Raw genomic sequence first — 12,626 nt, 5'->3', positions numbered from 1 at the left:
GGCACTCCTCGGGCGGTTCCGCGCTGACCTGCGTACTGTCTGCCGGAAGGCGGGAACCGACATAGTCATGCCACGGAAGGCCGATGAATCGCCGGCGCAGTGCACTCACTGCCTCACCCGCGGCCATGCTCCACGACATGGGTGTCGGCCTCATGTCGCGGACACAGCCTGAGGTCAAGGCAGGCGGATGTTGTCGTACCTGGTGTTCGGCTCCCCGCTGGCGTACACGCGCGGTGAGGTGAACACTCCGACCAGTTCCTCACCGACAATCGTGCTCCGGGGAAGGCTCAGCCCGTAGTGCTCGCCCATCAGCCGGTACACGTCCTGGATGTCGGGGACATGCAGCCTCCACTTGTCCGGCTCGTCGGGCGAGTCAGGGTTCGGGGCGACGCTGCCGAGCCCGATCTCGGCGATCATCCGCTGGGTGAGGGGATGATCCGCCCTGACCGCCTGGTGAACCTCGCCGTCGAAGTAACTCCAATCCAGCTTTCCGTCCACGATCACATCGATGACGGGTGGGTCCATGGTGGTGTCCATGACGGTCAGCCATGTGCGGCCCTCCCACAAGTGCTTCACGTGGTCAGGGTGCTGCATGTAGAAGCCGTCGTCACCCCCGCACAGGGCGAAAGCCCACCCCGCGTGCTCGCCCAACCTGGCCCAGTCCGGGACATTGCTGGAGCGCTCCAACGCCGTATTGAACACGTCGCAAGACATGATGCCGAGGCAGGGATCCGCCCCCCGCATCGCCGCCAGCTCCTCAACGCTCACGCCTTTGACCATCTCCAGGTAGAAGCCCCAGGAGGTGAGGTCTTGCTGTATCCACTCGAATCCCTCATCGCTCATGGCCAGAAGTGTGGCAGCGGCGTCTGACAGCCGGGCCCGGGACCGTGATCTGTGTCGCACGACGCCATGCCGACTGCCGTGTCGTGAGAGCCGGTGTCCTGCGTCGGCCACCCCTTGGCGGTTCCGTGGCACTGACCATGCCGGATCCCGACAGCCGGTCAAGTTCGTGTCGGCCGCCCGCGGCGCCGCCCGAACAACTCGCCCACGCGGGCTCCTTCGCGGCCGACACGGGTGCTGAGCCACTGCCCCTCGTCGCCCAGCGGAACGGCGCGGGGCAGAAGGTGCAGCAGGCGGGCATGGTGGATCCGCAGCAGCACCGGCGGATACCGCTCACCCCCCATCAGGTCGTCGACTGCGCCGTCGAGTTCGCTCAGATCCCAGCACCGACGCCACCGCGCACCCTCTCGACCGCGAAGCGGACACAAGACGTCGCGATGCCTCCCTCAACCCGAGCGAAACCACGCCTGATCAGCAGGAATCAAGGGATCACGCTCGGTTGGGATAGGGCTTGTCACGTTCATACACTGTCACCCTGCGGCCGCGAATCTGTTCGTCAGCCACCGGGGTGAAGTACTGGCGCAGGATTGTGGTCTTCATTTTGTCGCGGTCGGCTGTCACCGGGCGGGCCACCCCAGATGCGTCTGTCACCACGAGGACTCGGTGCTCGGCGAGGATCGCGGCGCGTATGCGATTCGGAGCCGACTCAGTGCCTTTCAACGTGCCGGATGCTTCCGGTGTTTCCGCGAGGGCTATGTCCCTCAGTCCCGCATAGGCCTCGGGGCAGACGGACTTGCTGTCGCGGCGGGCTGAGGGGACGAAGAGCACCGCATCCCCGGTCTGCTTCAAGTGCCGTACGTCCGACGCAACAGCCAGTACGTCGTCCACCCGGCTGGCCGGGGACCGCTTGGCCAGTGACTGCGGCAGCAGGGCCGGCACTGCCAGCGCGAGCACCGTGGGAAGGACCCAGTTCGATGCTGCCGGGAAGCGGGGTTTGACCGCCCGCACCGCGGAGCCGACGGCCGTACCGATCAGCAGTGCCAGCCCCAGCATGCTGTAGAGGATGTAGCGGTCCAGGAAGATCGGTTGAATCAGGGACAGTGCGATGAGGCCCAGTTGCGGCACTGCCAGCAGCGGCAACCCCACGGTCGACGACGACAAGCGACCCGCCCGCGGCCGATCCAGCAGTGCGCCGGCACCGCCGATCGCCAGCAGCACGCCCGGGCCGATCAGCATGTGCCACGACAGCGGTGGGATCCAGGACAGCTGCGCGGATTGGTTCCGGCTGAACACGATCAACGGCAGCACACCGACGGTGGCGCACCCGGCCGCCACCGCCCAGCGGGCGAGGACTCCACGCTCGGCCGGGGTCCAAAGCAAAGTAGCCAGGTGTGCCGCGAGGATCATGAGGGAGAGCCAGTTCAGCAGGCCCATGAGGAGCACGGCCGCGCTGTAGGCAGCCCAGTGGCGCGTCCTGACCGGCCGTTGGAGGGCAGTCACGAGGAGCAGCGTCGTAACCCCGGCTCCGGCTGCCACCAGCGCGTATGACCGGCCTTCCTGGAGATGGAACTGCACGGCCGGTAGCAGGGGCAGAGCCATTCCGCCGGCCAGTCCCGCCCAGGCGCTGGCCAGTCGGCGGCCGATGACGGCCACACAGGCCGCCGCGACCGCCGTGGCCAGCACCGACGGCAGACGGAGGGTCGTGGTGCCGGGGCCGAAGCACTCGAACAGGAGGTGCATCAGCAGGTAGTAGAACCCATGGACCACGTCGACGTTCGCCAGCATGTGCCAGATCTCCACTGTCGAGCGTTGGGCCACCTGCCAAGTCGCGGCCTCGTCCCGCCACACACTGTCCTGCCGGGACAACCCCCACAGGCCGAAGGCGAACGTCCACAGCATCGGCAGCAACCACACGAGACCGGCGCGGTGCAATCGGGTCGGCGGTGCAGGCGGACTTTCGAACAGAGAAAAGCGGAACGGCGTCTCTAAGTTTCGGCCGGTTGACATGAAAAAGGGCTCCCGAGGCGGTGGTCGATGAGGGTCGGCCGTCAGGAGTTATCCACCGGCCGTGGACCGTAGCACCCTAGCGAGAGTCTTGATTCGCGCCGAAACTCACCTGCTCCCACCGCTCTCGCAACTCTGCAAATCGCGCCACTGTCCGAATTCACCTCCTCCCCTGTCATTCGCGCCAACCTCACCTCATGATCCAGTAGGTTTCAGCCAATCACCTGCCCATTAATGATCAGACGGTTGCGCAGCGATCGGCGTTCACCTTTCGATATGGGTTTTGAACTGTTCGCGGGCAAGCCCGCACAGCACTCACAATGAGATGTGGATCACCATGCACAGGAGAAACCTGGTCCAGGGCCGCTTTTGCATCCGCGGCCCTCATTCTCGACGAGGGCGCCAACACGGCGTGGTCGAACGTCAAGCACCCGACGAACCAGCACGCGTCGTCGGTGAAGATCGGCAGCCAGGCCTTCAAGAGCGGCTGCACTACGAGGGGCGAATGGCCCCTCGCCTCTGGTACGAAGACGGCGGCGGCATCTCGTGCTGCTGCGACCCGAGCTGCTGACCCACCCAATTGAGGGGGCAGGCGACACCCGCTCCCACAACTGACCTCTCATTGACTGACTGGATCGACATCAGATGCTGCATCGAGGGACAAGATTTCGTCCACGCCGCGGTCCTGGTCTTCGCCGCAGTGTCGGCCTTTCTGTTCGTGCGCGGTCTGGACAAGACCGGAGTACTGTGAAAGGTTCCTGATCTGAAGAATCCCGAAGGACTACGGCATCTGTATCTGGCAGCCGCTATTTCAAGCTTGCCATGCCGACGATGTCTCCCGCAGGAAAGCCGTCGTCGAAGCCGCGCGTCTCCAGGTCGTCACGTCACTGGGACAGGAGCACGATCACGACCGGGAGCCGGGTAGGCCCTGCCGTGCTCTGTTCCGCCGACGCGGCTGATCACATACGGCGATGCCGCCCCTCCTGCCGGACACGGGGGAGGGGCGGCATCGACAGGCGATGGCCCGGCCTCAGGCCGGGGTGGTCTGCTTCGCCGGCGCGGGGTGCGGGGAGCGCCGGCCTTTCTCCGGCACGCGCGGCTGCGCCCAGGGCCTGTATTTGGTCGTGATCATGTGACGGGGCGGAGGCGGTCCCGCTGGAGGCGTTCCCTCGGTGCGTCGCGGCGCCGAGTCGATTGCACCGTCACACGCGCCGGAAAATAGTAGCCATGGCTATAGTAGCCATGTACTCTATTCGCCATGAACAAGGGTTCACCGGGCCCCACGCCCGGCTTCCTGGTATGGCGGCTCGCCAACAAGTGGCGCGTCGCGGTCGACCGCGCGGTGGCTCCGCTGGGTCTCACCCACGCGCAGTACGTAGTGGTCGCGTCACTGCACGGCATGCAGCGCGCTGGCGAGCGGCCCAGCCAGCGCCGGCTCGCCGACCACACCGGTCTGGAGGCGCTGTATGTCTCGAAGCTGGCGCGCGTCCTGGAGTCGGCCGGTCTGATCGAGCGCACCCGCGACCCCCGCGACCCGCGCGCCGTACAGCTCGCCCTCACCGAGCAAGGACAGGCTGTCACGCGACAGGCCATCGCGGTGGTCCAGGGACTGCTCCAGCAGCTGCTGGAGCCGCTCGGCGGCCTCGACGCCCCGCGGACGCGCGCGTTCACCGACGAGCTGATGGCCCTGCTCGACGTACCTCTCGCTCCATCCGTACCGAACGACCAGAGCACTCGGAGGAGAACACCATGACCACCACCGCATCCACCGCTACTGCGCCCGTCGCCGATGCCCGCGCCCTCGCCCTGGCCCACTACGCCGCCCGCAGCGTCCTGGAGTACGTCCTGGCCCGGTACGGCGCCACGTTCCAGCAGCAGGTCGCCTTGCGCGCCGCCATCACCACCGAGACCCCGCAGACGTCGGACGATCTCATCACCCAGGTCCAGGGCTCCCTCAAGGCCGATCCGGCCGACATCCGCGCCACCCTCGACGAACTGCTGGCCAAGCAGCTGCTCGTCGCGGACGGTGCGCACCTTCGCCCGACGGACGCGGGGCGCGAGCTGTTCGCCGCAACCGGCGCGGAGACCGCCCCCATCTCCGCCCGCATCTGGGGCGGGATACCCGCCGAGGACCTGACCGCCGCCGGCCGCGTCCTCGCCCTGGTCACCGAGCGCGCCAACGCGGAGCTTGCGGCACTGACCGCCTGACCTCGCGACCGGCCCTGTAACCAGCTGTGATCACAGGCTTGTTCGGATGAGGTCGCTGACCCAGATCATGGAGGCGCGGAGATGCAGGCCGGCGAGGTAGCTCTGCGGGGTCTTGTCGTAGCGGGTGGCGATGCCGCGCCAGCCTTTCAGCTTGTTGATCAGTCGCTCGACAGTGTTCCTCGCCTTGTAGAGGTCGGTGTCCTGGCCGACGGGCCGACCGCCTCTGCTGCCCTTCTTCCGGCTGGCGGCCTGGTCCTCTTTCTCCGGGATGACCGCCTTGATCTGGCGTTTTCGCAGGTAGGCGCGGTTGCCGCGGGACGAGTACGCCTTGTCCACGGCGACCGCGTCGGGCCGGGTGCGGGACGGCCGACCGGCTGGCGGACCCGCACCTTCTTCAGCACGGGGATGAACTGCGGGCTGTCGGCCGCCTGCCCGGCGGTCAGGACGAGCGCCAGCGGGCGGCACTTGCGGTCGGCGGCGACGTGGATCTTGCTGGTCTGCCCGCCGCGCGAGCGCCCGAGCAGGGCGGCCTTCAGCCGGAGTCGGTGTCGACGCCGTCGGTGGCGGCGCTCTTCCCGGGCGGTGTCACTGTCGGCGGATCGCCCGTCTTGTCCTTGCTCATCGCCCCCTTTGACCGGGCCTTCTCCTCCTCGGCGGCAGCCTCCTCCAGGGCGGTGAGCACGTCCTCGCCGAGTTGCATCCCGGCGGCATCGTGGTGGGTACGGGCGGTGGTGGAGTCCACGCTGGCCAGCGACAAGTCCACCTCGCCCCGCTTCGCAGCCTCGGCTATCAGGCCCTCCAGTAGGGCCTCGAAGGCACCGACGTCCCGCCACCGACGAAAACGGTTGTGGACGGTCCGCCAGGCGCAGAACTCGGTCGGCATCTCCCGCCACTGCCCGCTTGTCTTGAACCGCATCACGTCCTCGAACTGCTGCCGCAGCCGCTCGGGATACGGGCCGAACCTACCGATCGGCAAGCACGGCTCGATGAACTCCCATGCCTCATCGGTCAGTTGCGCCTGCGTCATGCACGACGATCTACCAGATCGCGGCACAAGACGCCGGCACCCCCGCAGATTGATCACAACCAGAGACAGGCCGCAGTCGACCTCGGGGTGTGCGGCGGGGACCGCGTCGATGGACGCCGCGGTGTAGAGCGCGACGTCGACGGCCCCGGCCCGGCTCGTGCCGAAGCGGACCTCGATCGACTGCGGTGAGCGGACCCAGCCGGGCCGCACCATCCAGTCGAAGTCAACCCTGCGCACCCCGAAGTTCCCTGTCGTCGGGCGGACTTGCGGCCACGGATCGGCCGGCCCGGCGGAATCGGAGTCGTGGGGGCGCCGCAGAGCACCGGCCGAACCGGGTCTTGTTATGACGACGCGGTGGCCGTGTGCCCGCCTCATCCGCCGGGTCTGGATCAGCGGCGGTTGCTCCGGCGTGTGCCGCGGACGAGCCGTTGTGCCACCAGGTGTCCCGAGCCGCCGCCGAGCCCGGGGCCGGGGTGGGTGGAGGCACCGATGTGCCACAGGCCGGGCACGGGCGTGGCGTGCCGGGAGGCGCCGGGCACCGGGCGCCACAGCAGGTTCTGGTCGAGTTCGGCCGAGCCGCCGTAGGGGTCGCCGGCCACCGCGTTGGGGTTGTACGCGGCCAGGTCCGGCGGTGTGACGGCGTCCCAGGCGAGCACCTTGTCCTGCAGGTCCGGGGCATGGCGGGCGATGCGTTGGAGGACCCGGCGGACGTATCCCTCGGTCAGTTCCCCGGTCCAGCGGCCTGTCGCGTCCAGCTCGCCCGCCGCGTCGCCGATCGGCTCGTACGGCAGTTCCTGGAGCTGGATCCACAGGGCGGCCGCGCCTTCCGGCACGCGCGGCGGGTCGAGGACGTACTGCTGGCCGACGACCACCGTGGGCCTGCGCGGCAGCAGGCCCGCCTCGGCCTCCGCGCACGCGATCGCGGTGCTTGCCGACCCGTCGCTCAGGTGGAGCAGGGGTACGCCGGCCAGGCGCTCGTCGTGCCAGCGGAGCGGGGCGGTGAGGGCGATGTGGAGCTGCATCGCGGAGCGTCCGTAGCGGTAGTTTCGGGCCCGGTCGCGGACAGCGGGCGGGACCGGGGCGTCCGGCGGCAGCAGCCGGCCGTACAGCGCGGTCGGGGTCACGGAGGCCAGGACGGCGTGGCGGGCCCGGATGCTGCCGCCGCCGGCGACCACGCCCGTGACCCTGCCGTCCGTGAGGAGCAGCCGTTCCACCGGCTGCCCGGTGCGGATGTCCACCCCGAGTTCGCCGAGCAGCCTCTCGAAGGCGCGGACGAAGAGGTGGGCGCCGCCCGCCACGACAGGGACGCCGAAACCGTGCAGCGCGGCGGCGATGGCGGGCAGCATCAGGCCGCCCGAGGCGTGGTCCGGGGACAGGCCGGCGTGCAGCAGCCACGGCGCCCACAGCGCATCCGGCTCGTCGCCGCGGAACGCGCTGCGGCAATACGAGCGGCCGCTGGTGACGGTCGCCCGCAGCCATGCCTCGGTACCGCTGAAGCGCTCGCGGCGCAGCAGCCTCACGATGTGGCGGAGCACGCGCGGCGAGCGCAGCTCGTCGCCCAGCATGCCGCCCACGGCGTCGATGTTGTCGAGGAACCGCTGGAGCATGGCGAGGTAGGCGGCCCGGTCCTCTGCGTGGCCGAACGCCTCCGCCGTGATCGCGGGGTCACGGTGGGCGAGGACCACGCGGCCGTCGTCGGTGACGGTGCCCGTCACGAGGCCGTCGGTGTTGCGGTACTCCAGACCGTGGCGGTGCAGGTCCTTGCCGAGCGCGGCATAGGCCCGGCCGGACACGAACAGCGGGTGCCACGAGGAGTAGGTGTCGTGCAGGTAGCCGGGCAAGGTCCGCTCCTCGGTGGCGATGAAGCCGCCCAGCCGGCGGCTCCCTTCGACGAGCACCACAGACCAGCCGCCCTTGGCCAGCTCGGCGGCAGCGACCAGGCCGTTCACACCGGAACCGACGACGATAGCGTCGACCGTACCTGTCATCTCATCAGCCTCCTCGATCCGCGGGCCGTGGCCGCGGGAGGTCCCGCGGGAGTCGGTCCCTCGGCCGGCGGTAGGCGGGGACGCGACCCTGCCTCCCACCCACCTTCCTCCCGGGAACCGGGCACCTCCAACGGGAGCAGCCCACCCGCAGGCGCGTGTCCGGGCCCGGATACGGCGTCGCCGGGGCCGACGCCGCTCAGTCGACGGCCCCGGCCCCGCGAGGTGCCGAAGCGGACTTCAATCGAGTGGTCGAAGTCGGCACGGCGCACACCGAGGCGGGTGGCGGCTTGCTCTGGTCCGAGCGGGGTGCCCGCGGCGACCAGGTCCGCCCCGTCCTTTCGCGCGCAGATCTCCGCGACCTGTCCGGGGTGGTGCAGCCTCCCGTCCGGGTTCGCGCTCACGTCGGCCAGCGGGCCGCGGTCGACGCACCACCGGATCACGAAGGCCGTCACCTTCGCCCTCTCGCCGATCACGTTCGGCATGCTGGGCGCGTCGGCGATCCGGTCAGCCGCCGCGCCACCAGGAGGCGGACCACGCCTGCACTCGCAGGGCGCGCGGCCTCGACCCCGGCGGCTGGTCGGAGGGCAGCGACGGTCCGAGATGACAGAGAATTCACCGAACAGGCGATCTAATGCCGGTGTGGGCGTGGCCGACTTCCCCGACGACCTGGTGCGGACGCAAGCCGCCTGGAACGCCACCTACCAAGCGCTCGCCGCACCCCGCCCCCTGCGACACCGCCGCCCTGCGCCGCCGCCTGCTGCTCCTGTCCGTACGGCTGTGGCGGCACCCCTACTGGCAGACGATCCCCTCGGTGCCGGCGGCACGCTCCGAGCTGCGCCAGCCGGCCCGCGCCCGGGGAGCCGTCCATGCCGCCTTACCGGGTGCCTCGGGCGGCCGGGAGCACGAGGTCGCGACAAGGGCTGCGCCTGCCTGTTGCGCTGGAGGTTGCGCCAAAGGGGTTGCGCCTACTGTTGCGCGACCCGGAGGGACACCCCTCGTGTTCGCGCGGGTGAACACGCGGACTGGTCGTGGTCGGATGGCTGACATCCCCGTTGCGACCGCTATCGCCCATGCCCTGGCTGGAGTGGGGAGGGACGGCTGAGGTGAAGAGGGAAGCCTGGGATCGTCGGCCAGCACTGGCGGCTTCGACGCGCTTGCCCACCGGCTCGCGGCGGATCCCGAAGCTGCGGCACACGGCCATCACGATCTCCAAGTTGTGCTTGCCGACCCGGTGCGCATCGGCTCCCCGGGGCACCGGCAGAGCCGGATCGCTGTCCCGGACGCTGATCTCCACGGCGCCGTTGCTGACCTCCAGATCCAGCAGGCAGGGGCCGGGCGCGTACGTGTGCGCGTTGGGTCACCAGCTCGCTGACCACCGGCCCGTCGCGGACCCCGCGGCTGCTCCCGCACCGGACGCCTGACGGACGGACCGGAGGCGGCCCGCATCGGCCCGGCGAGCACGAGCGCCCGGCGGACCGACTGGAGTCGGCCACACGGGAGTCGCTGGACGCGGGCACGGCACGAAAACACGTCCACTACGGTCCGGCGTCGGCCGAGGCCGTCGGTGCCGACCGCGGACCGTCCCTCGCACGCGTCCCCCGGACACGCCGTCGGGCAGCTCCGGGCGGGACAGGCCTGCTCGGAGTGCTACAGGCCTCCTCGGCGTCATGCGTGCAGCGGCGGGCGAAGTCCACGGTGCGGACGTAGCAGTCTTCGACGTCCTGCTCGCACAGGCTCACCCAGAGATGGTCGCCGCCGGCCAGGAGGCGCAGGTCGGGGTGGTGCCCGGCAGCGCGCAGGGCCTGGGCGAGGCGCACGGACTGACGGGCCGGGATCAGGGTGTCGGCGACGCCGTGCAGGAGGAGGACGGGCGGCGCCTTCGGGCCCACATGGGTGACCGGGCTGGCGTCCCGCGCCGCCTCGGCCCGGTCCGCCGGGGCACCGCCGAGCAGCAGGGCCTCGAAGGAGTCCCGGTCTTTCGGGTCGTACGCGCCCTTGGGGCGATCCTTGGCGAGTTTGGGCAGGTCGGTGGCGGCGTACCAGGTGACGCAACCGGTGACGGTCGCCGTACTGGTCCGGACGGGTGCGTCAGCACGGTCAGGGCGGCGAGGTGGCCGCCGGCCGATTCGCCCCACAGCACGGTCCGTGGGGTGTCCGGGCCGAGGTCGTCGGCGCGGGTGTGGAGCCAGGCCAGTGTGGCGGTGAGGTCGTCGGTCTGGGCCGGGTACTGCACCTCGCCGCTGAGGCGGTAGTCGGGGCAGGCGACGGCGAAGCCCGCCCGGGCGAGGCGGGCGAAGGAGCCCGGCTGCCAGGAGCGGAAACGAGGGCCGAGGTCGTCGCGCAGGCCGGTGCGCCAGGCACCGCCGTGAACGAAGACGACGACAGGCACGGGTGGGGCGGCCTCCTCGGGCAGCCACAGGTCGACGGTCAGCGGACGGCTGCCGTCGGGGACGGCGTAGACGGCGCCGCGCAGCAGCCTCACACCGTCGGCGGGGTGCGCCGGGTGCAGGGGCAGCGTGGCCGGATCGGGCGGGTCAGCAGGCGGAGGGGGAAGGACACGGGTGCGGCGTCGGTCACAATGGCGGCTCCCTCGCCTCAGTGGGCCGTGCGGGACAGGCAGCGGCGGGCGTTGGCGGTGGTGAGGGCGCGCCAGCTCGCGGAGCCCTCGGGTGCCGGGGCGGCGTCGAGGGCCGCGACGTGGGCCTCCACCCCGGCGGCCGGAGTCCAGCAGTGGTCGCTGCCGTACAGGAGCCGGTCGGTGCCGACGAGGCCGAGTAGGGCAGGGATCTGACGGGGCAGGGCGGGGCCGGCGAGGTCGTAGTAGAGGCGGCCGAGCTGCTCGATGGCGTCGGGCGCCCCGGTGCCCGCCGGTATGAAGTCTTCATGAAGCCGTTGATGCGGTCCGCCAGGACCGGCAGGGCCCCGCCGCAGTGCGGCACGATGACCTCGACGTTTTGGTGGCGGTCCAGGGTGCCGGCCATGAGCAGATCGGTGACGGTCCGCACGGTGTTGAAGATGCACGCCTGCCTTGCCGACCTGGCGCTGGTGGCGTACGTCGAGACGCTGCGCGGCCTGCTGTCCGTGATCCTCATCCGGCTGGTGCACCTGGCCGACCCACGGCAGCGGACGCGCTCGGGCGACCGCGAGCCGTTCCACCGGTTCCGTCAGGCCGTCGAGGAAGGTTTCGCCCGCACCCACCGGGTGGAGGACTACGCCGCGCGACTCGGCTACAGCTCACGGACCCTGACCCGTGTGACCCTGGCGGCGCTGGGCTGCGGCGCCAAGCGGTACATCGACGACCGGGTGCTGCTGGAGGCGAAACGGCTTCTCATCCACACCTCGCTGTCACCGGCCGCCATCAGCGGACGCATCGGGTTTGTGTACCCGACCGTCTTCAGCGCCTTCTTCCGGTGGCACACCGGGATGACACCGACCGCGTTCCGGACGGTGACGAAACACTGAGGTACACCGCGGGCACACCGCGCGGGCCCGTTCCGGCGCGGCAACCGGCGGTGGGTGCGGCGCTCGGCCGACTGAGCCTGGTCCCGGTCCATCGACGGCGAGCCTCTCGTTGTTGCCGCGGGACGGAGGAAACCCCCGGGCGCGCTCGGCGCGTAGTCGCGGCTCAGGGCAGTACCTGGGGAAGTACGCCACGAGGGCGGCTCTCGATGGCCTGGTGGAAGAAGAACAACAAGACGGCGCAGACCCGGCCGGAACTGTGCGACCTGTGCGCGGCCACCTTCACCGAGGGTGAGGCGGTGCGCGGCTACGTGCCCGACTGGCGCGCGCACCTCCCCGAACGCCACCGCATCCGGGCCCGCTCGCCGACCGCGGCCACATCCTGGCCAACCTCCCGCCCCCAGGGGCCCGCCCGCTCGGGAAACAGCCGCCCACCAGTTCCCCCCCGGCGCCGCCACGCGTGGGCCACCACAGCCGCTCTGGTGGAACTGTGGCGCACCGGCCACGCCATCACCGCAGCGCCCCCACTGGGCCCGCGCCCGGACGATCCGGGCGATGCGGCAGCCTGACGACCTGGATGCCCGGGTGCGCACCCTGACCGGAGGCCGCCACCCGACGCACCCGCCTCCGCCATGATCGAGGCGGCCCTGGGTCACCTCGACCGCGCCGCCGCCCGGCGGACCCCTGCCCGACCACCCGGCCCTGCGCGCCCCCTTCGGCGTCGCCCCGCTCACCTACGGCGCCCTGGCCGCCATCCTCACCGGCGAACCCTGCCGGAAGCGTGGATGGAGGAGATCACCGCCCCCGGCGACGACACCGAGAACGAACAGCACCCCTACACCAAGCTGCTCATCGCCACCGGCGGCTACCGGCGCCGCCACCACCGCGTCGGCCCCGACGTCCCCGGCCCGCGCCCGGCAGGCCTCAACAGCGAAACTGGGACCTCCTCACCGACGTGATCGACCAGTACACCCACGCCCGCGTCCAACGCCGCCTGGAACAGATACGGGCCCGCACCGCCGCCGAACGCGCCGCCCTCCTGCCCCCACCCCACCCCTGTACGCATCCGCGCCCCACCCCCACCGGCACGGCCGGCAACG

10 protein-coding genes and 3 pseudogenes are annotated in these 12,626 nt (G+C 70.6%); 7 read left to right on the top strand and 6 right to left on the bottom strand.

Features of this window, described 5'->3' with window-relative positions; translation table 11 throughout:
• Window positions 1-174 precede the first annotated feature (174 nt).
• Window positions 175-843: a hypothetical protein gene (locus AQJ11_RS13135; protein ID WP_059263139.1), complete on the bottom strand. Its 669-nt coding sequence runs from the start codon at window positions 841-843 to the stop codon at window positions 175-177.
• A 486-nt stretch (window positions 844-1,329) separates the two neighbouring features.
• On the bottom strand, window positions 1,330-2,739 hold the full coding sequence (locus AQJ11_RS13130) for a glycosyltransferase family 39 protein (protein ID WP_059263138.1): 1,410 nt from the start codon (window positions 2,737-2,739) through the stop codon (window positions 1,330-1,332).
• Window positions 2,740-3,164: 425 nt separating this feature from the next.
• On the opposite strand from AQJ11_RS13130, the gene AQJ11_RS53090 reads away from it, so the two are divergent.
• From AQJ11_RS53090 to AQJ11_RS13120, 3 genes are all read left to right on the top strand, one after another.
• Entirely contained in the window at window positions 3,165-3,428 is a 264-nt protein-coding gene (locus AQJ11_RS53090; protein ID WP_107120818.1) for a lactococcin 972 family bacteriocin, read from the top strand.
• A 674-nt stretch (window positions 3,429-4,102) separates the two neighbouring features.
• Window positions 4,103-4,597: a MarR family winged helix-turn-helix transcriptional regulator gene (locus AQJ11_RS13125; protein WP_059263137.1), complete on the top strand. Its 495-nt coding sequence runs from the start codon at window positions 4,103-4,105 to the stop codon at window positions 4,595-4,597.
• Window positions 4,594-5,052 carry a hypothetical protein gene (locus AQJ11_RS13120; protein ID WP_059263136.1) on the top strand — a complete coding sequence of 153 codons (459 nt, stop codon included), beginning with the start codon at window positions 4,594-4,596 and terminating at the stop codon, window positions 5,050-5,052. Before AQJ11_RS13125 ends, AQJ11_RS13120 begins: the two co-directional genes overlap by 4 nt.
• Before the next feature lie 30 nt (window positions 5,053-5,082).
• Here the strand turns inward: AQJ11_RS13120 and AQJ11_RS45740 are convergent.
• Both AQJ11_RS45740 and AQJ11_RS13105 read right to left on the bottom strand, forming a co-directional pair.
• A pseudogene (locus AQJ11_RS45740) lies at window positions 5,083-6,079 on the bottom strand (IS5 family transposase).
• A 389-nt stretch (window positions 6,080-6,468) separates the two neighbouring features.
• Window positions 6,469-8,067 (bottom strand): phytoene desaturase family protein, encoded by a 1,599-nt coding sequence (locus tag AQJ11_RS13105; protein ID WP_059263135.1) that lies wholly within the window; start codon window positions 8,065-8,067, stop codon window positions 6,469-6,471.
• Window positions 8,068-8,706: 639 nt separating this feature from the next.
• On the opposite strand from AQJ11_RS13105, the pseudogene AQJ11_RS50925 reads away from it, so the two are divergent.
• Window positions 8,707-8,941, top strand: a pseudogene (locus AQJ11_RS50925) (hypothetical protein); the annotation flags it as partial.
• A 661-nt stretch (window positions 8,942-9,602) separates the two neighbouring features.
• On the opposite strand, the gene AQJ11_RS50915 reads toward AQJ11_RS50925, so the two are convergent.
• Complete coding sequence (locus AQJ11_RS50915; RefSeq protein ID WP_063807675.1) at window positions 9,603-10,202, bottom strand: prolyl oligopeptidase family serine peptidase; 600 nt, start codon at window positions 10,200-10,202, stop codon at window positions 9,603-9,605.
• An 8-nt stretch (window positions 10,203-10,210) separates the two neighbouring features.
• Window positions 10,211-10,456: pseudogene (locus tag AQJ11_RS52655) on the bottom strand (alpha/beta hydrolase); the annotation flags it as partial.
• Window positions 10,457-11,046: 590 nt separating this feature from the next.
• Here AQJ11_RS52655 and AQJ11_RS13095 point away from each other — a divergent pair.
• From AQJ11_RS13095 to AQJ11_RS50905, 3 genes are all read left to right on the top strand, one after another.
• Entirely contained in the window at window positions 11,047-11,529 is a 483-nt protein-coding gene (locus AQJ11_RS13095; protein ID WP_244218209.1) for a helix-turn-helix transcriptional regulator, read from the top strand.
• A gap of 206 nt (window positions 11,530-11,735) precedes the next feature.
• Complete coding sequence (locus tag AQJ11_RS50910) at window positions 11,736-12,095, top strand: hypothetical protein (RefSeq protein WP_059263133.1); 360 nt, start codon at window positions 11,736-11,738, stop codon at window positions 12,093-12,095.
• A gap of 216 nt (window positions 12,096-12,311) precedes the next feature.
• Window positions 12,312-12,485, top strand: a complete 174-nt coding sequence (locus AQJ11_RS50905) for a hypothetical protein (RefSeq protein ID WP_244218208.1) — start codon at window positions 12,312-12,314, stop codon at window positions 12,483-12,485.
• The last annotated feature ends 141 nt before the right edge of the window (window positions 12,486-12,626 follow it).

The sequence above is a fragment of the Streptomyces corchorusii genome (genome assembly GCF_001514055.1).
GTDB lineage: Bacteria > Actinomycetota > Actinomycetes > Streptomycetales > Streptomycetaceae > Streptomyces > Streptomyces olivaceoviridis.
The sequence above is the reverse complement of the archived record's forward strand: the minus strand, read 5'-3'. Positions and strand labels throughout refer to the sequence as shown.